Source organism: Mesorhizobium sp. M7A.T.Ca.US.000.02.2.1 (assembly GCF_003996995.1).
GTDB lineage: Bacteria > Pseudomonadota > Alphaproteobacteria > Rhizobiales > Rhizobiaceae > Mesorhizobium.
On record NZ_RZTT01000064.1, the window covers coordinates 1 to 19,982 of the forward strand.

A 19,982-nucleotide genomic window follows, 5' to 3' on the forward strand; every position below is an offset into this window, starting at 1 on the left:
GTTTTCCAACAACTCGGCGTCCGGCGTCATCGACGCGCCGAGACTGTCGATTTCAGGTTTCGCGCTCGACGGCGCCATCGGCCGCTATTTGTTCGCGCTGACCATCGTCACGGTGCTGACCTTCCTTGCCTATAGGCTGGTCTCGTCGCAGATCGGGCGCAACTTCATCGCCATCCGCGACAATGAAACCGCCGCCCGCATCATCGGCATTCCGGTGCTGAAGACCAAGCTTCTGGCCTTCGCCATCTCGTCCTTCATCATTGGCGTTGCCGGCGTCATCTGGGCCTTCGCCTATCTCAGAACCGTCGAGCCGGACGGCTTCGATCTCGACCGGTCGTTCCAGATCCTGTTCATCATCATCATCGGTGGTCTGGCTTCGATCCGCGGCGCCTTCTTCGGCGCCGCCCTCATCGTGGTCTTTCCACTCGCTCTGTCGCGCCTCGGCGGCTTCCTGCTTGGCGATCTCTTCGACTCGGGCGTGCTCGACATGAGCCAGCGCATCGTGCTGGGCGCGCTCATCATCCTGTTTCTGATCCTTGAACCCGACGGGCTGGTGGCGCTGTGGGACAGGGTCCGAAGACGGCTCCTGTTCGCCTGGCAGTCGACTTGAGCTGATGCATTGAAAATGAATCCAATCCGAAAATGAACAAGGGGCCGAACCCAAGACGGCCCATACCGGGAGTATCTCGACCATGACTTTCCTCAGCACAATCAAGGCGGCGGCGCTGTCTGCGGCGATGATCGTGTCGGTGGCCTTGCCGGCCGCGCACGCCGACGAACAATATTTCCCGCTGCAGAGCTATCGCGTCGGGCCTTACGCGGCCGGCGGCACCGGCTTCTTCGGCGGCTTCATCGACTATCTCAACCTCATCAACATCCGTGACGGCGGCGTCAACGGCGTCAAGCTGACCTGGGACGAATGCGAGACCCAGTATGAGGTCGAGCGCGGCGTCGAATGCTATGAGCGGCAGAAGAGCCATGCCGGTGCCGCGGCCTGGAACCCGCTCTCGGTCGGCATCGCCTATGCCATGATCGATCGCATCACCGCCGACAAGGTGCCGCTGATCACCGTCAACCACGGCCGCACCGACTCCACCGACGGGCGTGTCTTCCCTTACGTCTTCCCGCTGCTGCTCAATCCCTACAGCGAGACATCAGGCATAGTGAACTACATCGCCTCCAAGGAAGGCGGCATCGACAGACTGAAGGGCAAGAAGATCGTCGTGCTCTATCATGGGTCGCCCTACGGCAAGGAAACCATCCCGATCTATGAATTGCTGGCGCAGAAATACGGCTTCACCGTGCAGCAGATCGAGGTGCCGCATCCCGGCAACGAGCAGCAGTCGCAGTGGCTGACGATCCGCCGCGCCAAGCCGGACTTCGTCGTCCTGCGCGGCTGGGGCGTGATGAACCCGGTGGCGCTGAAGACGGCGGTCAAGGTCGGCTTCCCCGTCGACCATATCGTCGGCAATGTCTGGTCGAATTCCGAAGAGGACGTGATCCCCGCCGGCGACGCCGCCAAGGGCTACACCGCCATCACCACGCAGGCTTCCGGCAACTCCTACCCGGTGGTGCAGGAGATCGTGAAGACGGTCTATGGCGCCGGCAAGGGTAACCTTGAAGACAAGGCGCGCATCGGCTCGGTCTACCACAATCTCGGCATCGTCAACGGCATCCTCAATGTCGAGGCGATCCGGGTCGCGCAGGAGAAGTTCGGTCACCGCACGCTGACCGGCGATGAGGTCCGCTGGGGCTTCGAGCATCTCAAGCTTGATCCGGCCAAGGTCGAGGCGCTTGGCGCCAAGGATCTGTTCCATTCGATCAACGTCAGCTGGGACAATCATGAAGGCGAAGGCTACGTGACCTTCCAGCAGTGGGACGGCAGGAAGTGGAACGTCGTCTCCGACTGGATCGCGCCGGACTGGGCGCTGCTGCGGCCGATCATCGAGAAGTCCGCCGAGGCCTACGCCGCCGAGAAGGGCATCAAGCTGCGTACCGCCGACGATGCCAATGCTGTGACCACCAACTGATCAGTCAGTGCCGGGCGTCGCGGACCAAGTTTCCGTGGCGCCCGACCTGTTCGGTTTTTGAACCGCGAAAGAACAGCCTATGCCGAACGATGACGTCATTCTTGCCGTGGACACGGTCCATGCCACCTACAACCACGCCATCACCGCGCTGCATGGCGTCAGCTTCGAGCTCAGGCGCGGTCAGATCCTGGCGTTGCTCGGTGCCAATGGCGCCGGGAAGACCACGACGCTGAAGGCCGTCTCCAACCTGCTGCCGGCCGAACGTGGGCAGGTCAATGCCGGCACCATCCGTTACGACGGCTCGGATGTCTCGCGCCGCAAACCGGGTGACCTGGTGCGCGCCGGGCTGGTTCAGGTGCTGGAAGGCCGCCACTGCTTCAAAAGCCTCACCGTCGAGGAGAATCTGATCGCCGGCGGCATCGGCCGCAGCGGCAGCCGCGCCGAGATCAACGGGGATCTCGAACGGATCTACGGCTATTTCCCGAGGCTTCGGGAAAAGCGCCGGACATTGTCCGGCCTGACCTCCGGCGGTGAACAGCAGATGACCGCCATCGGCCGGGCGCTGATGTCGCGACCGCGTTTGCTGGTTCTCGACGAACCGTCGATGGGGCTCGCCCCGCTCATCGTTCAGGACATCTTCCAGAGCTTGAGAAAACTCAACCGTGAGACCGGCCTGTCGATCCTGGTTGCCGAGCAGAACTCGGCGGTCGCGCTCAGATACGCCGACCACGCCACGGTGCTCGAGAACGGCGTTTCCGTTCTCGCCGGCGCTGCCGCCGAACTTCGCCAGCGCGAAGACATCAGGGCCTTCTATCTCGGTCAATCAACCCCGGGGGAACAGGTGACACCCGCCACCAAGCCCGCCCATCTCCACGCCGTTGCCGGAGCCAAAATCCCAAGGAGCAGTGAAATGACCGTTTCGACCGTCAAAACCGACAAGGCTTCCGCCGCCGTGCCGCCAGTCGCAAGGCCGACCGCCCCAGCGCACATCATCAAGGATGATGCCGAGGCGATTGCGATTGCCCACGCACTCGCCGCCGAATTCGTCAAGGACTCCTCCCAGCGCGACCGCGAGCGGATCTGGCCGGTCGCCGAACTCGATGCCTTTTCGCAAAGCGGCCTGTGGTCGATCAATGTACCCAAGGCATTCGGTGGGCCGGAGGTGTCATATGCGACGCTGGCGAAGGTGATCGAGATCATCTCGGCGGCGGATTCCTCGATCGGCCAGGTTGCGCAGAACCATCTCGGTGTTGTCGCCGCCATTCGCACCGTGTCCGACGCGGACCAGCAGAAGCTGCTGTTTGCCGAAGCGCTGAAAGGCACCCGGTTCGGCAACGCCTTCTCCGAGTTCGGTTCCAAGCGCGCCGCCGATTTCGAGACCCGCTTCACCGATGCCGGCGATCATGTGGTTGTCAACGGCCGCAAATTCTATTCGTCCGGCGCGCTGCTTGCCCATCTGGTGCCGATCGTGGCGCTCGATGACGAGGGCCGCGCCTGGTATGCGATCGCCGACCGTGCCGCACCCGGGCTGACGGTCATCGACGACTGGTCGAGCTTCGGCCAGCGCACGACGCTGTCCGGCACCGTTATCATCGACAACGTCAAGGTGCCGAAGACCCATCTGGTACCCGGCTACAAGGGCTACGACAGGCCGACCGCCGACGGCGCCATCTTCCAGATCATCCAGGTGGCGGTCGACACCGGCATCGCCCAGGCGGCGATCGACGAGACCGTCAATTTCGTCAGGACCAAAAGCCGCGCCTGGATCGACAGCGGCGTCGACAACGCCTGGGACGATCCTTACACCATTCAGGCCATTGGCGACCTGACGCTGCGCCTGCACGCGGCGCAGGCGCTGCTCGAAAAGGCCGGTCATGCGATCGACCGGGCAGTGATCGATCCGACCGCCGAGACCGTCGCGCATGCCCAGATCGTCACCGCCGAGGCAAAAATCCTGTCGACCGAGATCGCCATTGCCGCAACCAACAGGCTGTTCGAACTTGCGGGAACCCGCTCGACGCTGGCCGAATACAATCTCGACCGGCATTGGCGCAACGCGCGCACGCACACGCTGCACGATCCGGTGCGCTGGAAATATTCCATCCTCGGCGAATATTTCCTCAACGGCGAAAATCCGCCGCTGCACGCCTGGAGCTGATTCCCATCGGCGGGCGGGCGGCCTGCCACGTCAAACCTTCGACTATCCAAGAGGCCCACTGCCATGTCAAATCCAACAGTCGTCGGCTTTTCCGGCAACATCACCAGGCCGTCAAAGACGCGCGCCTTCGTCGACCTGGTCACCAGGGACATCGCCGCCAGCCACGGCCTGTCGGCGAGCACCTATGATATCGAGGATCTCGGCCCGTCGCTGGGAACGGCGAAATGGGCCCGAGATCTCGACGGCCAGGCGCGCGTCATCCTGGAGGCGATTCTCGCCGCCGACGTGCTCGTCGTGGGCTCGCCGACCTACAAGGGCAGCTATACCGGCCTTTTTAAGCACTTCTTCGACCTGATCGATCCGGCGGCATTGCGGGGAAAGCCCATCGTGTTGACCGCGACCGGAGGTGGCGAGCGCCACGCCTTGATCGTCGAACATCAGCTGCGGCCGCTGTTCGGCTTCTTCGAGGCTTTCGCGCTCCCCACCGCCGTCTATGCCACCGACAAGGATTTCACCGACGGCGTGCTGCGCTCCGAGGCGATCCTGAAGCGTGCCGCGCAGGCGGTCGACGAGGTCGGCTTCGTGCTGGCCAATCGTTCGGCAGGCCGGATCGCCGCTGAATAGCCTGTCGTCAGCGGATTGAACTGAACGAAATCCGTGAGGGCAGCGCCCCCGCTTACGCGCAATTTACGACCGCCCGCTAAAACCGTTCCTGTCTGATTCGTCTGGGACAGGAACGTCATGAGCAAAGCCCTCACATCCTTCGCATTGGTCGCCGGGCTGACCGCCTTGCTCATGGCGTTGAGCCTAGCCGTGGCCAGGCACGGCTATCCCTATGGTGCCATCGGCGTCAGGCGCCTTGACGGCATTGCCGACGCCGGCGTGTTCATCCCGATTGCCGCCGTCTATTTCTTCAGCGCGATGCTGATGATGATCCTGCCGATCAGGGCGGCCGGCATCGTCCTGACCCATGCCGCCGACGCCCTCTTCTGGACCGTGATCGCACTGTTTGCGACCATCGTCGGCTGTCTGGTCGCCAGATGGGCTTTCGGCCAGGGCAGCGCCGTGTGGGCATTGCTGAACTGGCGGTTCCTGTTTGCGGCGGCGATCGTCGGTTGTCACTTCGTCATGAACGAACTGCGCCGCAACGTCCTGCTGCGCAGCCTGTTCTTCGTGGTCTTCGCCGCCGCGACGCTGGCCTGCCTGTTCTGGTCGTTCACGCTCTGACGTGCCGTAACCGGCTACTTCGCTGATCCGGCTGCGATGTTGCCGGCGGCTGTTTCCATCCATGTCCAGAGATAGGTGGCAAGACCGCGACCGACATGGATGCGCAGCTTGCCGTCACGGCGATAGACGACGGCGCTGATGCCTGCGAATGAGAGCGCTGCACTGGCGCTCGCTTGGTTTGGATCGAGCGTCGTTCCACGCGCGATGAAAGCGTCGAGCGCCATGCCCTCGGCCTCGAATATTTGCAACCCAGCGCTGATCGCCGTCACCGCGAACCCGTCTGCATGCCAGCCCGTGGCGATGGCGAGCGGGCTCTTCGATACGACGAGCAACCGGTCGCGCGCCAGCCGCGCCGCGTAGCGGTCGCCCTGTGCGATACCAAAGGCACCCACGCCAGTCCCGCCGATGCTGGAAGCCCGTGCCCACGCGTCGAGGTCGCCGCTGACCAGCAACTGGTTGAGGCCGAAGACTGTTCGTACCGCAAGGCCCGGCGTGGCGATGACCGCGCCCTGCCAGTCCGGTGCAACGGACCATTTTTCCGAGAGATCACGCATGCAGCCGCTCTCCTGCCGGGTCGAAGGCGCAAGGGGCGGTAATCGTCGCCTTGCTGATCTTGCCGAGATGCTGGATGTCGATCGTCTCGCCGTGCCGCGTCGCGCCGCGCTCGATCAGCCCAAGCGCAACCGGGCGACCGAGCGTCGGGCTTTGGTAGCTCGAGGTGACAAAGCCTTGGCTGCGCAATCTGCCGTCGATCCGTTTGATGCCATGCGCGCCGGTCGGCAGCGGCGCTTCGCCTTGCGGCACCGCTAGTCCGACAAGCTGCATGCGGTTGTCACGCGAGGCCTCCTCTGTGAACAGCGAGCGGCGGCCGACGAACTCGGTCTGGCGCTTGACGCGCGGGCCGTCGACGCCGAGATCATGCGGCAGCGTGGTGCCGTCAGTGTCCTTGCCGATGACGATGAAGCCTTTCTCGGCCCGCAGGATCATCAGCGCCTCGAGACCAATGGCGACGGCATCGAAGGCCTGGCCGGCCTTGCGCAGATGCGCCCATAACGGCTCGGCGCGATCGGCCCGGATCGAAATCTCATAGCTCCTGTCGCCGGTGAAGCTGACGCGGGTAATGCGGACCTCGTCGCCTGCATAGCTTCCATGAGCGATCGCCATATGCGGCAGGTCGGCATCGCCGAGCGAAAGACCGAGGCCAAGCGCTTTGAGCAGTTTTCGGGAGTTTGGCCCCGAGACGGTCAGCGTCGCCATGTCCGATGTGGCGTTGTGGATGTAGACGGCGCCGCGTCCGAAGCGGTCCTGTCGCCATTCCTCCAGCCGGGCGTGAACGGCAGCGACATGCGAGGACGAGCACGAGACGACAAAGCGATGCTCGCCCAGCCGCACCAGAACGCCGTCGTCGAAGACCACGCCGTTCTCCGACAGCATGAAGCCGTAGCGGCAGCGGCCGGGCTTCAGCGTCGACATGGTGTTGTAATAGAGGAAATCGACGAACGCGGCCGCCTGCGGTCCGATCACCTCGATCTTGCCGAGCGTCGAGCCGTCGAACAGCGCGACCGACTGACGGGCGCGTAGCGCCTCGTCCGCGATCGAACGCTCCGCGTCCGCGTAGCCGCCATAGTGGGCCGGGCGCAGCCAGCCGCCATATTCCTGGAAGACAGCGCCATTGGCGCGGTGCACATTCTCTAGGGGCAGCCGGCGCACCGGCGCCATCAATTCGCCGACGCGCGCACCGGCAAAGCTTGCCAGCGGCACCGGCGTGAATGGCGGCCGATAGGTGGTGGTGCCGACCTCCGGCACCGTGCGGCCGGTGATCCCGGCCATCAGCGCCAGCCCGGGCAGGTTGGAGGTCTTGCCCTGGTCGGTCGCCATGCCGAGCGTGGTGTAGCGCTTCAGATGTTCGACCGAGACGAAGTTTTCGCGCGCTGCCAGTTCGACGTCCTTCACCGTCACGTCGTTCTGGTAATCGATCCAGATACGGCCTTTCGAGCCCGGAATCGGCCATGCCGGGAGAATGCCTCCCGTCGCCTTCGGTCCGGTGCTGCGCGGTAGGGGAGCCTTCGTCTGGCCGAGGGGTGCAAAGGCGGGGCCGGCGCCAGCAAACACCTCCGACAAGGAGACCGCGCCGGCTGCGGCGCCGATCACGGCGATGCCGTCGACCGGATCGCCTGGCAGGAAGGCGGCGCGCGCATCGCTCCAGGCGAGCTTGCCCTTGGCCTGGCCGAAGAGATGGATGGTCGGCGTCCAGCCGCCGGAGACCAGGACGCAATCGGCATCGAACCTCGTGCCGTCGTCGAGCGTCACGCCGTCGACGCGCAGCTTGCCGCTGGCGGATGCGAGAGAACGCCCTTTGATCAACCGGGCATTGGCCGGCGCGGCAGGCGTGCCGTTGCGCCGGATGTCGACAAGCCTGACTTCGGCGCTGGCCTCGGCAAGCGCCCCCGCCACCTCATAGGCGCTGTCATTGTTGGTGGCGACGATGATGCGGCGGCCGACCAGCACAGCGTGGCGCCTCAGATAGGCGAACGCCGCATCCGCCGACATGATGCCCGGCAGATCGTTGTTGGCGAAAGGCAGCGGCCGTTCGATGGCGCCGGTCGCCAGCACGATCTGGCGCGGCCTGACCCGCCACAGCGTATCCGGCCGGCCGTCGAAATGACGCTGGTTCAGCCCTACCAGATTGTGGTCGTAAATGCCTAAGGCGGTGGTCGAAGGCAGGATGAGGTGACCGCCAGCGGCAAGCTCGGCAATCGTCTCCTTGACCCATACGGCCGCCGGCTTGCCATCGATCTCACCGGCACGATAGCCAAGCGATCCGCCGGGGCTCTGCTGGTCGTCGACCAGTGTGACGGTCAGACCAGCGCCGGCCGCCAGTCTTGCCGCCGCCAGCCCTGCCGGTCCCGCGCCCACCACCAGCACGTCGCAATGATGGTTGATCTGGTCGGCCATGCCGGGCGAGGTCCAGTCAGCATCGACCGTGCCCAGCCCCGCCATGGCGCGGATGCGCGGCTCGAACCTGTGCCAGTCCGGCCACATGAAGGTCTTGTAGTAGAACGCGGCCGGGATGAAGCGCGCAAAACGGTCCAGGAAGGCGTTGCGGTCGGCCAGTGCGCTGGGCGTGGCGTTGACGCTTTTCGCCACCAGTCCGTCGCGCGCCGGCTCGGTCGTGGCGCGCGTGTTGGGCGTCGCCCGCGAGCCGCCGATATCGACCAGCGCGTTGGGCTCCTCGACGCCGGCGCCCCATATGCCGCGCGGCCGGTGGTATTTGAAGCTGCGGCCGACGACCGCGACGTCACCCGCCAGCAGCGCCGAGGCGATGGTGTCGCCGGCAAAGCCCTGCACGATGGTTCCGTCGAAGCTGAAGCGGATCGGGCGCGAGCGGTCGATGGCGCTGCCGCCGGTGGCAAGACGTGAGGCGGTCACGCGGCATGCTCCCCGTCGAGAGCGGCCGAAGACAGCACCTTGTGGGTGACGGTGTCCCGCTCCATGACGAAGAACTCGCCGCAAATCATGTGGACCCAGATCTCGCGCGCCGTGCCTTTCGGGTTGCCGCGCAGATAGAGGTAGCCAGCCCAGCGATCGGTCGGCACGTCGATGCCATCCGGCCTGACATTGCCGGCATCGCCGCCATAGTGGAATTCGGTTTCGTCGCGCGGGCCGCAGAATGGGCAAGGAAAGAGCTGCATGGCAAACCTCTAATGCGCGATGCCGGAGCCGGCCGCTTCGTCGATCAGCCGGCCGGTGGCGAAGCGATCGAGATCGAAGGGGCGGCTGATGTCGTTGTGTTTGCCTGACGCTAGCAATTGCGCCAGCAGCGTGCCACCGGCGGGAATGGCCTTGAAGCCGCCCGTGCCCCAGCCGCAATTGAGGAACAGGCCGGGCAGCGGCGATTCGCCGATGATCGGCGAGGAATCCGGCACCACGTCGACGATACCTGCCCATTGCCGCATCAGCTTGAGCTGGCCAAAGATCGGGAACATCTCCAGCACGCCGGCAATCACCGCCTCCAGCGTCGGCAAATTGCCGCGCTGCGCATAGGAAGGAATGCGGTCGAGGCCGCCGCCGATGACGATCTCGCCCTTGTCCGACTGGCTGACATAGACGCCGCAGCCGGGCGACAGCACCACCGTGTCGAGGATCGGCTTGACCGGTTCGGACACGCAGGCTTGCAGCGCATAGGAATTGATCGGAAGCCGGAAGCCGGCCTTGGCCGCCAGCACCGAAGAATGCCCGGCTACCGCCATGCCGATGCGCTCGGCACGGATCGCGCCACGCGAAGTCTGGACGCCGCGACAGCGGCCGCCTTCGATGATGAAACCAGTGATCTCGCAGTTCTGGATGATATCGACGCCGAGCCGGCTTGCCGCCCGCGCGTAGCCCCAGGCGACGGCGTCATGGCGCGCCGTGCCGGCCCTGCCTTGCCAGATGCCGCCGAAAACCGGGAAGCGCGCGTCCGGCGAAAAATTGTAGATCGGCGCCACGCGGCGCACATCGTCAGGTGAAAACAGCTCCGCATCGATGCCGTTGATCTGCATAGCGTTGACGGTGCGCGCCCCGATCTCCATCTCCGCGGTCGAGTGGCACAGATTGACCATGCCGCGCTGCGACAGCATGACGTTGTAGTTGAGGCCTTTCGACAATCCCTCATAGAGCCGGTGCGCCAGCCCGTAGAGCTCGACGCTTTCCGGATAATAGTAGTTGGAGCGCACCACGGTGGTGTTGCGGCCGGTGTTGCCACCGCCGATCCAGCCCTTTTCCAGCACAGCGACCCTGGTGATGTTGTGGTTCTTTGCCAGGTAATAGGCCGTCGCCAGCCCATGGCCGCCGCCGCCGATGACGATGGCGTCGTAGGACGGCTTCGGCTCGGGCGATCGCCAGGCCGGTTGCCAGCCGGTCTGGCCAGCCAGGCCCTCCTTGAACAGCGACAGGGCGGAATAGCGTGTGGTCATGACCTGCCGGACAGGCCTGATGTTCGGAGAGAAATGTGGATCATCGAATGGTCTTTCGCACCGACGTCATCGGTTCGATCGGTCATGCCCGCATCGCCTTGCCCAGTGGATCATATGGCGACGAAGCGATGACGCGCGCATCTCTTTCGACGCCGACGATGTGGGTTGTCAACGGCGTATCGATATCGGCCGCTTCGCGCCCGACCAGCGCCATGGCGAGGCTCTTGCCGACCGTGTGGCCGTAGCCGCCCGAAGTGACGAAGCCGGCGAGCCTGCCTTCGTTCCAGATGGGTTCGTAGCCGCTGGCATCGGCATCCGCCGCGTCGATTTCGAGCGTCACCAGCGTGCGCCGGGATTCGACTTGCCGTTCCTTCAGAGCCGCCTCGCGGCCGATGAAATCGACCTTGTCGAAAGCGATCCAGCGGCCCATTCTGGTCTCGGCCGGCGTATAGTCCTGCGTGAACTCGCGTGACCAGATGCCAAAGCTCTTTTCGAGCCGCAGCGAATTGACCGCGCCGAAGCCATATTCGGTCACACCCAGATCTTTGCCTGCCGTCAGCAGCGCTCGGCGCAGGCCCGCATGCTCATTGGCCTGGCAATGAATCTCGTAGCCGAGTTCGCCGATGACCGACAGTCGCCCGACCTTGGCGCGAACCAGTCCGACATCGAGCGTCCTGCAGGCGAGAAAGCCAAAGGCCTCGTGCGAAACGTCCTGATGTGTGAGGCGCTCAAGCAACATTCGCGCATTGGGACCGGCGAGCGAGAAACCAACAATGGCGTCCGAAATGTCTCGGACGGTGACGCCGTCGCTCATATGCTGCTCGAACCAGCGCATATGCCACTGTCGCAGATAATAGGATCCCATGATCCACCAGGAGCCATCGCCCCAATTGAAGACGGTGAGGTCGCCCTTGAGTTTGCCGTTTTCACCCAGCATCGGCGCGAGTTTTGCGCGACCCGGCCTGGCAAGCGCACAGGCAAGCAGCCGGTCGAGCCAGGCCTCGGCCTGCGGGCCGGTGATCTCGTAGCGCGAGAAGGCTGATATATCGAGCAGGCCGACACCTTCGCGCACTTTGCGGCATTCCTGTGCGACAATGTCGAAGGCGTTGGAGCGCTTCAGCGTCGGTGTCTCGACGAAGCCTCGCGGCGCGAAATAGAGCGGCACTTCCATGCCCCATGAATTGCCCCAGCGCGCGCCGGCGGCATCCATCGCGTCATGCGCGCCGGCTGTTTTCAAGGGCCGTCCCGCCGGCAGCTGCTCGTTGGGATAGCTCATGACAAAGCGGCGCGAATAGAACTGCCCGGTGGTCTGCTTGATGTATTCGCGGTTGGAGGCGAAGTCGCCATAGCGGGCGATGTCCATGCCGTAGACATCGGCTTCCGGCTCGCCATGGATCATCCATTCGGCCAGCGACTTGCCGACGCCGCCGCCTTGCAGGAAACCGGCCATGACGCCGCACGCCACCCAGTAATTGGGCACGCCGCGCACCGGGCCGACCAGCGGATTGCCATCCGGCGAGAAGGTGAAGGCCCCGTTCACCCAGCGTTTGATGCCGGCTGTCTCCAGGCAGGGGTAACGGCTGAAGCCGAGCGCCAGTTCGTCGGCTATGCGGTCGGTGTCTTCCTGGATCAATTCAATGCCGTAGTCCCACGGCGCCCCATCCATGTTCCAGTGCTTGTGGTTGACCTCATAGATACCCAGCCGAAGGCCTTTCTGCTCCTGGCGCATGTAGGTGAAGCCTTCGAGATCGACGATCAGCGGCAATTCCTTGTCCAGTACCTGGATTTCGGGCAATGCCTCGGTGACCAGATAATGGTGCTCCATCGGCGATACCGGCAGGTCGATGCCGGCCATCCTGCCAACCTGCTTGGCCCACAGTCCGCCGGCATTGACGACGTGCTCGGCAATCACCGTGCCCTTCTCGGTGACCACGTCCCAACCGCCATCGGCGCGGCGGTTGAGTTCCAGCACGCGGTTGTGCTCGATGATGTCGGCGCCGCGCAGCCTGGCTGCCTTGGCATAGGCGTGCACGACGCCCGAGGGATCGATATGGCCCTCGCGCGCGGCATAGAGGCCTCCCAGCATGCCGTCGGTGTTGAGGATCGGGCAGCGCTGCTTGATCTCATCGACACCGACCAGGTGGACATCGTCGATGCCCATGGTCTGGAAGATGCGGTAGGAGGCCTTGAGCCATTCCCAGCGCTCCGGCGCCGAGGCGACCGAGATGCCGCCGGTCATGTGCATGCCGATGCTCTGGCCCGATTCCTTCTCGACTTCGGAGAGCAGGTCGATCGTGTAGGCCTGCAGGGCGGCGATGTTGGGATCGGCGTTCAGCGCATGGAACCCGCCGGCCGCATGCCAGCTCGATCCCGCTGTCAGTACCTCGCGTTCGATCAGCGCGACGTCGTTCCAGCCGAACTTCGCCAGGTGATAGAGCGCCGAGGCTCCAACCACGCCGCCGCCGATGACGATCGCCCTGTATTGGGATTTCATCCTGTCGCACTCCACCCAGTCAGTGGCGTACCCTACTGGTATTGTACATATGTGTCTAGAGCTTGGAAAGGCGATAGAATGAGCGGCCCATGACTCCGCTCTGCGCCGATGCAGCAGAGGGGGCTCCTCTGCTGCTGTCGGCAGCAAACGTGCTTGCTATTGGGGCGATGCGCTAAGCGAAATCGTCAGCCGCGGCGGCCGGGCGGGCCGTACTATCGGTTGCGCGAAAGCGTCTTCTCGACATAGCGCGAGAAGTCTTCGACATCCTCCGCCGGAGGCTCCTGGCCGGTGAAGCTGCGCAGATAGCCGGCGACGTGAGGCAGGCGGCTGCTCATCGGCTCGTTGAGCTCAAGCGAGTAATAGCCGATCTGCATGAAGTACAGCACGCGGGCTCGCACGAACGCGTCTTCTTCCTCATAGCCGTGGCGCATGAACATGTCGCGGATGGCGTTGACACGCTCCTCGTCGGCCTCGTCGAGCGCGCGCCTGATGGCAGGCGAGCGGCGGGCCCAGGCCCTGATCGCGAAATCCAGCTGCGGATCGAACAGTCTTTCGTCCACCCAGCATTCGAAAATGCTCATCACCCCGCGAATGACGGTCGCGGAAGGCCGCCTGGCCCGTTCGACGATGAACCTGGTGTTGGTCTGCCGCCAGTAGTCGAGCAACTGGTCGAGCAGATCCTGCCGGCTCTTGAAATACCAGTAGAAGCTGGAGCGCGACACATCGAGCTTCTGGCCAAGCGTCAGCACGCGGACACGTTCGACACCGTCCGAGATCAACGTTTCAAGCGCAAGTTTCAGCCAGTCTTCGCGAGTGGCCTTGATATTGCCGGTGGCGCCGGCGCGCTGAATCGTCGTTTCGAGAGCTGCCATCGGCACGACGCATGACATGCTGCCTCAGGCAAATCAAGGCTATGGACAGAAGTGTATAGAGGAAATCGGCCCAAGCCGGACGACGCGCCATGGATATTGGCCGCATCGAGGCTCGATGAGGCAATGTCGTCACCCGCCATCCGCGCGGCGCAAGCGGGGGGATTTTTGTCGCGGCTGCTGGTTCACTGTTTGCTTTCCCGCGAGGCAATTGTCTGGCAAATACCAGTTCAGACAGATGCCCGCGCGGCCAACAAGCAGGAACACACGATATGACGCTGTTTCGAAAGAACCTCATCGATGGCGAATGGGTCGGCGAGGCCGGTTCGCGCAACATCAACCCCTCGGATACTGGTGACATCGTCGGCGATTATGCCTCGGCGGGTGTCGAACAGGCCAAGCAGGCGATCGCCGCGGCCAAGGCAGCGTTCCCGGCTTGGTCCCGTTCCGGTCCGCTGGCGCGTCACGCGGTGCTGAAAAAGGCCTCCGACGAGATTCTGGCGCGCAAGGACGAGATTGGCCGCAATCTCGCGCGTGAGGAAGGCAAGACGCTGGCCGAAGGCATAGGCGAGACCATTCGCGCCGCCCAGATTTTCGATTTCTTTGCCGGCGAAACGTTGCGTTTAACCGGAGAGGTCGTGCCGAGCGTGCGACCGGGCGTCGGCGTCGAGATGACGCGCGAGGCGGTCGGCGTGGTCGGCATCATCACGCCGTGGAATTTTCCGATCGCCATTCCGGCCTGGAAGATCGCCCCGGCATTAACCCACGGCAACACTGTCGTCTTCAAGCCGGCGGAGCTGGTTCCCGAGAGCGCCTGGACCATCGTCGATATCCTGCATCGCGCCGGCCTGCCAAAGGGCGTGCTCAATCTCGTCATGGGCAAGGGCTCGGTCGTCGGCCAGGCGATGCTCGACAGTCCCGACGTCAACGCCATCAGCTTCACCGGCTCGGTCGGTACCGGCAAGCGCGTTGCCGCGGCAAGCATCGAACACATGCGCAAGTTCCAGCTTGAAATGGGCGGCAAGAACCCTCTGGTCGTGCTCGACGATGCCGATCTTGCGATCGCCGTCGATTGCGCGCTCAATGGCGCCTTCTTCTCGACCGGCCAGCGCTGCACCGCGTCATCCAGGCTGATTGTGGCTGACGGCATTCACGACCGTTTCGTCGATGCCCTCAAGGACCGCATGAGCAAACTGGTCATCGGCGATGCGCTCGACGCGCAGACCCAGATCGGTCCTGTCGTCGACGCGACGCAGCTGAAGCAGGACGAGGACTATATCGCCATCGGCGTCAGGGAAGGTGCCACGCTCGCCTTCGGCGGCGAGCGGCTCGACCGCAAGACGCCAGGCTTCTACCTGCAGCCGGCATTGCTCACCGAGGCCACCAATGCCATGCGCAGTTCGCGCGAGGAGATTTTCGGACCTGTCGCCAGCGTCATTCGCGTCAAGGACTATGACGAGGCGCTTTCCGTCGCCAACGACACGCCCTTCGGCTTGACCTCCGGCATCTGCACCTCGAGCCTCAAGCATGCCACGCACTTCAAGCGCAATTCGGAGGCCGGAATGGTGATGGTCAACCTGCCGACGGCGGGTGTCGATTTCCATGTTCCCTTCGGCGGCCGCAAGGGCTCGAGCTATGGGCCGCGCGAGCAGGGCCACTATGCGGCGGAGTTCTACACCACGGTGAAGACGGCCTATACGTTCGCAGGCTGATCGGCCGTCGGCCGATCATGCCGGGCTGATCGGGCCGGCAACACCGCCCATGCCCATCTGGATTGGAGCGGCGCGAAAGGATGACAGTGCAAGATCTGACCTGGCTTAACCCGCCGCCGCACCATTCTATCGACGGCGACAGCGTTCGTGTGCGCACCGGCAAGGAGACCGATTTCTGGCGCGAGACCTTCTACGGTTTCTGGCGCGACAACGGCCACTTCCTGCACCGGCCGGTCGAAGGCGATTTCAGCGCCGAAGTCACGGTCAAAGGCGACTACGAGGTCCTCTATGATCAGGCTGGGCTGATGGTCCGGCTCAGCGAAACGCACTGGATCAAGGCCGGTATCGAGTACACCGACGGCCTTGCCTATTTCTCCGTTGTCGTCACCAACGACACGTCAGACTGGTCGCTGGTCGCCATTCATGCCGATCCGAACGGCGTCAGGATCCGGTTGACCCGTCACGCCGAGGCGATCCGCGTCCAGTACCTCGACGCTTCCGACAGCCACTGGAAGCCTGTGCGGCTTGCCTATTTCCCGACCTCGAAGACGGTCGATATCGGCATGATGTGCTGTTCGCCGCAACGCGAAGGCTTTGAGGTAACGTTCTCGGATTTCTCCCTCGGTCCGCCGATATCGCGGGAATTGCACGATTGAGACGTGCGGTCTTGCGCTGAACCGCAAGCACTTCGACCTTTGCCACAATCAAGTCTGTAGACCGCCGTGTGCCTCCGGCCGAGCCGGGGGGTTGGCCGCGGCACTGCGGCCGGCGAGATCGTCAGCCAGTTGCGATGCCGCCAGACGGTTCGAAATTTTTGGCCCCTGGTTCGGCTCAAGGCGGTGCAAGGCAGGACGTTGCAACGCTATTGGCATCCGCGCTAGGAGTTGCCAATGGGCAGGTTTCGAAGGGCTGTCAAAAGAGCCGTCTATTCCAGGGCGCTAAGGTTTCTTGGCGTTCCGCCCGTGCTGTGGTCGCAGGGCATCGGGCATTTCTGCGATTTCGCCGGGCCGCGCTGGTATCGCAACGCGCCAACTGCATCTACGCAGAGCGAGGCATTTTTCCGCCAACATTACAGCGGCGCGCATGGCATCGTCTGGCTGCGCCTGAGCACCTTGTCCAGGGATGCGCAAACCTGCGACCTCGACACGTTTGTCAGGATCGTGCTGCCGACGATTACGGCACCATTCACGCTGCTGACGACCGATGGGGATGCTTCGGTGCCGTCGGATCTGGCGAAGGACACCGTCGACCAGCTTCTCGCCAACCCTTTCCTGGTCTCCTGGTACAGCCAGAATTGTGATGGCACTCACCCCAGGGTGAAGCCTTTCCCGATCGGGCTCGATCTTCACACGCCTAGGTCCCTTGCCACGCCGGCAGGGCTTGTGAGGCAACTGGAAATCATACGCGCCCGGCAGGATCATGTGGACCGCCGCCCGCCCAAGCTGTTCTCTGATTTCAGCATCAGCAATGGCTCGAGGCAGCGCCGGGAACTGCTTGATGCCCTGGGCGGATGTCCGCACGTCGATTTCCTGACGAAACGCGTCTCGCAGCGCTCGATCTGGCAACTGTACTCGCAATACCCGCTCGTGCTGTCCACCGAAGGCAACGGCCTGGACTGCCATAGGACATGGGAGCTGTTTTATCTCGGCTGCATCGTCGTCACCAGGACCTCGCCGCTCGACCCGCTCTACCAGGGCCTGCCTGTCATTATCGTCGACGACTGGCATGAGGTGAGGGACCCCGATGCGCCGAGACGCTGGATAGAGCAGGTCGCGCATCTGACCGACCGGGACCATGTTTGGCGACGCTTGCATCCGCAAACCTATCTCGGCCCCATTCGGCAAGAGCTTCAGCACGCATCCTGATAGGGCAGACCACGAAATTCCGGCTGGACGTCGTGCGAAGCGGGGCTCCTGCAAGCGATGTGGAACGATGTCGCTCCTCCATATCTGGCGGAGGGGAGGGATCATGTGCCAGCCTCGTCCAGCCCCAGCCCGCCGCGGACGGCATCGCGGATGGCTTCTGGGCCGAACCTTGCCCAAACCGCTTGATGCGCGCGGACGCGCTGCCGTGCCCTGCGGTCCGTATCCAGGCAAAGTCCGACAGCCGTTTCGGCAAGCCTTTCATCGGTATCCGACAGCAACAGCTCCTCCCCATCGACCAGGTCCAGGCCCTCGGCCGCCAAAGGCGTGGCGATCACCGGCACGCCCCACGCCATCGCCTCCAGAATCTTGATGCGGGTGCCGCCGCCTGCCGCAAGCGGGATGATGGTGAGATGCGCTCTCGACAGAAGCGGCGCCATGTCTCCGGGGTCTTCGACGAGCTCCACGCCAGGCAATCCTGCCAGCGCTTGCACGGCCGTTGTCGGGTTGCGCCCGGCGAGAATCAGTGTCGCGGTCGGCAAGGCCAGTCGGATGCGCGGAAGTATGGAGCCGGCTAACCTCTGGACGGCATCGACGTTTGGCGGATAGCCGAGATGGCCGACGAACAGGATCACCGGAAAGCTTTCGTCGGGTACGGGCTCGGCGGGCAGCGTTTCGGGGCTGTGCCCGGCGTGCGGAATTCCGTTTGGAACGACATCGATCGGCAACTTGTGCCGGGAAAGCGCCATCAACCGCTCTCGATCCTGGCTCGAGCAGACCCAGACCCTGTCGACAAGGGCAAGCGCCTTTCTCTCGAGACGCCTGATGCCAAGGCCCTCGCTGATCGTCGCCACCGCAGCCCGCTTCGCATCGACGTGCCGCAACTGTCCCGCCAGGTCGGACTCGACATTGTGCATGTCGAGGATGAGCTGTTTCGTCAGTGCCCGCAAAGGCCGCAGCAGCTTGAACAGGCCGATGCCCTCGATCACCACCGTGTCCGGGCGGAAGTCCCGAACCAGTGTCTCCAGCCGCGTCAAGGCGACGCGCGAGATGCGACGCTCCGCCCTTATACGCCACCACCCGATCGAGGCCGAGCGGGCCTCTCCCTTGATCGACAAGGCTTCGGTGCGGATCGACGGATCGGTTGTTTCCGTCGCCTGCGGCAGCAGAGATACCAGGCAGACCGGGCCGAATTGCGCAGCAGACTCAGCATTGCGGTAGTTCCGCAGATCCGCGCCGGAGATCGGCGGAAAGGCTGGATCGTGGGACACAACCAGCACACGCCGCCCGGCTTTCGCCGCGGAGACAGCGTCGAGCGGTTGTGCGCCCGCGGGTTTCAAAGCGGGCACTCTGGGCTTTGCGCCGTAGGCTTCATTCCAGACGGCATGCGCGACGGCCCCAAACCATAACAATCGGCTTCGACTTGTTCAGCCGAACGAGGCTTTCGTCAAGCGCCGCATCGTCGCTGATTGTCAGATGCACCAGCTGCGGCGGGCTGCTGTCACCATCGCCTTGACCATGCCAACCAGCGGCCCGCCAGACGCTTCCCCGATGAGGTGAGCCTTGTCCGCCGATAGGCGTCGCCGGCCATCTTGATGCCTTGCGCCTGCGTCGGGAATGGATGGATGACGTCGGCCAGCGCACGCAATCCCATGCCCGATTTGATCGCCAGCGACACCGCATTGATCATCTCGCCGGCATGGCTGGCAACGACCGTGGCGCCCAGGATGCGGTCGGACCCCTCCCTGACGTGGATTTTGACAAAACCCTCCTCCTCGCCGTCCATCACCGCACGGGCGACATCGTGCATCAGCACTGTATAGGTCTTGACCGGGATGCCGTTCTGGCGCGCCTCCGCCGGATAGAGGCCGACATGGGCGATCTCCGGATCGGTATAGGTGCACCACGGAATGACCAGTTCGCTCAGCTTCCTGCGTCCGAGAAACAGGGCATTGCGTACGACCATGCGGGCTGTCGCTTCGGCGGTGTGGGTGAATTTGTAGGCGAGGCAGACATCGCCCGCCGCATAGATGCGCGGATTTGTGGTGAGGAGACAGTCGTCCACCTTGATACCGTCGGCATCGTAAGCCACCCCGGCGTTTTCCAGGTCGAGGCCGTCGACATTGGGCGATCGGCCGATGCCAGTGATGATCTCATCGACGGAAATCGTCGTCGTGATGTCGTCGCACACCAGGTCGGCGAGCTTCTTGTCGCCTTCCGTTCGTATCGCCACCACCTCGGTGTTGAGGCGAACCTCGACACCTTCGCGCGCCAGCGCATCCGAAAGGATCTGGGCGGCATCGCGTTCCTCACCGGGCAGGAACATCGGTTCGCGCTGCGCCTGGATGACCTTCGCGCCCAGCAGGCAGAAGGCCTGCGCCGCCTCGCAACCGAGCGGTCCGCCGCCGATGACCAGAAGCCGCTTCGGGCACTCCGTGAGATCGAACATGGTCTCGTTGCTAAGATAGCCGGCGTCGGCAAGCCCCGGGATCGTCGGCAGCCTCGGGCGCGCGCCTGTCGCGATCAGCGCCTTTCTGAAACGCAAGATTTGTCCGGCGACCGTGACAGTGTCCCTTCCGGAAAACCGCGCTTCGCCGAAATAAAGGTCGATGCCTTCGGAAACCAGGCTATCGGCGGCATCGGCGCGGCTGATCCGCCGCCGGATCTGCCGCATC

At 63.8% G+C, this 19,982-nt stretch carries 16 protein-coding genes and 1 pseudogene; 9 read left to right on the forward strand and 8 right to left on the reverse strand.

All coding sequences use genetic code 11. The features are described 5' to 3' along the window. The 6 genes and pseudogenes from EOD15_RS08885 to EOD15_RS08910 all read left to right on the forward strand — a co-directional run. The coding region (locus EOD15_RS08885) for a branched-chain amino acid ABC transporter permease (RefSeq protein ID WP_148129509.1) at positions 1-610 on the forward strand (610 nt) is incomplete at its 5' end. A gap of 82 nt (positions 611-692) precedes the next feature. Beyond that, entirely contained in the window at positions 693-2,030 is a 1,338-nt protein-coding gene (locus tag EOD15_RS08890) for an ABC transporter substrate-binding protein (RefSeq protein ID WP_127322340.1), read from the forward strand. Positions 2,031-2,109: 79 nt separating this feature from the next. Next, positions 2,110-2,913 (forward strand): annotated as a pseudogene (locus EOD15_RS08895) (ABC transporter ATP-binding protein); the annotation flags it as partial. A 27-nt stretch (positions 2,914-2,940) separates the two neighbouring features. Beyond that, entirely contained in the window at positions 2,941-4,188 is a 1,248-nt protein-coding gene (locus EOD15_RS08900) for an SfnB family sulfur acquisition oxidoreductase (protein WP_127322342.1), read from the forward strand. A gap of 63 nt (positions 4,189-4,251) precedes the next feature. Then, entirely contained in the window at positions 4,252-4,812 is a 561-nt protein-coding gene (gene msuE / locus EOD15_RS08905) for an FMN reductase (RefSeq protein ID WP_127380435.1), read from the forward strand. Between the two features lie 117 nt (positions 4,813-4,929). Further along, the gene (locus tag EOD15_RS08910) at positions 4,930-5,415 is read left to right on the forward strand and encodes a hypothetical protein (RefSeq protein ID WP_127321084.1); all 486 of its coding nucleotides are present in this window, start codon (positions 4,930-4,932) and stop codon (positions 5,413-5,415) included. 14 nt (positions 5,416-5,429) lie between these two features. Here the strand turns inward: EOD15_RS08910 and EOD15_RS08915 are convergent, their stop codons facing one another. The 6 genes from EOD15_RS08915 to EOD15_RS08940 all read right to left on the reverse strand — a co-directional run bounded on the left by EOD15_RS08915 (position 5,430) and on the right by EOD15_RS08940 (position 13,736). Further along, positions 5,430-5,969 (reverse strand): hypothetical protein, encoded by a 540-nt coding sequence (locus EOD15_RS08915; RefSeq protein ID WP_127321085.1) that lies wholly within the window; start codon positions 5,967-5,969, stop codon positions 5,430-5,432. Beyond that, a complete protein-coding gene (locus EOD15_RS08920) occupies positions 5,962-8,844 on the reverse strand; it encodes a sarcosine oxidase subunit alpha family protein (RefSeq protein WP_127321086.1) in 2,883 nt (960 codons plus the stop codon). The genes EOD15_RS08915 and EOD15_RS08920 overlap by 8 nt, the downstream gene beginning before the upstream one ends. Beyond that, positions 8,841-9,107: a sarcosine oxidase subunit delta gene (locus EOD15_RS08925; RefSeq protein WP_127272032.1), complete on the reverse strand. Its 267-nt coding sequence runs from the start codon at positions 9,105-9,107 to the stop codon at positions 8,841-8,843. Before EOD15_RS08925 ends, EOD15_RS08920 begins: the two co-directional genes overlap by 4 nt. Before the next feature lie 9 nt (positions 9,108-9,116). Continuing rightward, on the reverse strand, positions 9,117-10,370 hold the full coding sequence (locus tag EOD15_RS08930) for a sarcosine oxidase subunit beta (protein ID WP_127408424.1): 1,254 nt from the start codon (positions 10,368-10,370) through the stop codon (positions 9,117-9,119). Between the two features lie 82 nt (positions 10,371-10,452). Beyond that, on the reverse strand, positions 10,453-12,864 hold the full coding sequence (locus tag EOD15_RS08935) for an FAD-dependent oxidoreductase (RefSeq protein ID WP_127321088.1): 2,412 nt from the start codon (positions 12,862-12,864) through the stop codon (positions 10,453-10,455). 212 nt (positions 12,865-13,076) lie between these two features. After that, positions 13,077-13,736: a TetR/AcrR family transcriptional regulator gene (locus EOD15_RS08940; protein WP_164893147.1), complete on the reverse strand. Its 660-nt coding sequence runs from the start codon at positions 13,734-13,736 to the stop codon at positions 13,077-13,079. A 269-nt stretch (positions 13,737-14,005) separates the two neighbouring features. Between EOD15_RS08940 and EOD15_RS08945 the strand changes: the two genes are divergently transcribed. The 3 genes from EOD15_RS08945 to EOD15_RS08955 all read left to right on the forward strand — a co-directional run bounded on the left by EOD15_RS08945 (position 14,006) and on the right by EOD15_RS08955 (position 17,310). Beyond that, entirely contained in the window at positions 14,006-15,445 is a 1,440-nt protein-coding gene (locus EOD15_RS08945; RefSeq protein ID WP_127266939.1) for an aldehyde dehydrogenase family protein, read from the forward strand. A gap of 80 nt (positions 15,446-15,525) precedes the next feature. Next, complete coding sequence (locus tag EOD15_RS08950; RefSeq protein ID WP_127320100.1) at positions 15,526-16,101, forward strand: DUF1349 domain-containing protein; 576 nt, start codon at positions 15,526-15,528, stop codon at positions 16,099-16,101. Between the two features lie 234 nt (positions 16,102-16,335). Beyond that, positions 16,336-17,310, forward strand: a complete 975-nt coding sequence (locus EOD15_RS08955) for a hypothetical protein (protein ID WP_127320098.1) — start codon at positions 16,336-16,338, stop codon at positions 17,308-17,310. Positions 17,311-17,411: 101 nt separating this feature from the next. Here EOD15_RS08955 and EOD15_RS08960 read toward each other — a convergent pair whose 3' ends face one another. Together EOD15_RS08960 and EOD15_RS08965 are read right to left on the reverse strand one after the other, a co-directional pair. Then, positions 17,412-18,587, reverse strand: a complete 1,176-nt coding sequence (locus EOD15_RS08960) for a glycosyltransferase family 4 protein (protein ID WP_245463621.1) — start codon at positions 18,585-18,587, stop codon at positions 17,412-17,414. Positions 18,588-18,808: 221 nt separating this feature from the next. After that, positions 18,809-19,982: mercuric reductase (locus tag EOD15_RS08965; protein ID WP_148129510.1), on the reverse strand; the 1,174-nt coding region annotated here is incomplete at its 5' end.

Excerpts from the sequence above, each read along its gene's own strand:
- EOD15_RS08910 (WP_127321084.1), top strand. The coding sequence starts at position 4,930 with ATGAGCAAAGCCCTCACATCCTTCGCATTGGTCGCCGGGCTGACCGCC.
- EOD15_RS08900 (WP_127322342.1), top strand. The coding sequence starts at position 2,941 with ATGACCGTTTCGACCGTCAAAACCGACAAGGCTTCCGCCGCCGTGCCG.
- EOD15_RS08925 (WP_127272032.1), bottom strand. The coding sequence starts at position 9,107 with ATGCAGCTCTTTCCTTGCCCATTCTGCGGCCCGCGCGACGAAACCGAA.
- EOD15_RS08930 (WP_127408424.1), bottom strand. The coding sequence starts at position 10,370 with ATGACCACACGCTATTCCGCCCTGTCGCTGTTCAAGGAGGGCCTGGCT.
- EOD15_RS08940 (WP_164893147.1), bottom strand. The coding sequence starts at position 13,736 with ATGGCAGCTCTCGAAACGACGATTCAGCGCGCCGGCGCCACCGGCAAT.
- EOD15_RS08915 (WP_127321085.1), bottom strand. The coding sequence starts at position 5,969 with ATGCGTGATCTCTCGGAAAAATGGTCCGTTGCACCGGACTGGCAGGGC.
- msuE (WP_127380435.1), top strand. The coding sequence starts at position 4,252 with ATGTCAAATCCAACAGTCGTCGGCTTTTCCGGCAACATCACCAGGCCG.
- EOD15_RS08935 (WP_127321088.1), bottom strand. The coding sequence starts at position 12,864 with ATGAAATCCCAATACAGGGCGATCGTCATCGGCGGCGGCGTGGTTGGA.
- EOD15_RS08945 (WP_127266939.1), top strand. The coding sequence starts at position 14,006 with ATGACGCTGTTTCGAAAGAACCTCATCGATGGCGAATGGGTCGGCGAG.
- EOD15_RS08890 (WP_127322340.1), top strand. The coding sequence starts at position 693 with ATGACTTTCCTCAGCACAATCAAGGCGGCGGCGCTGTCTGCGGCGATG.
- EOD15_RS08950 (WP_127320100.1), top strand. The coding sequence starts at position 15,526 with ATGACAGTGCAAGATCTGACCTGGCTTAACCCGCCGCCGCACCATTCT.
- EOD15_RS08955 (WP_127320098.1), top strand. The coding sequence starts at position 16,336 with ATGGGCAGGTTTCGAAGGGCTGTCAAAAGAGCCGTCTATTCCAGGGCG.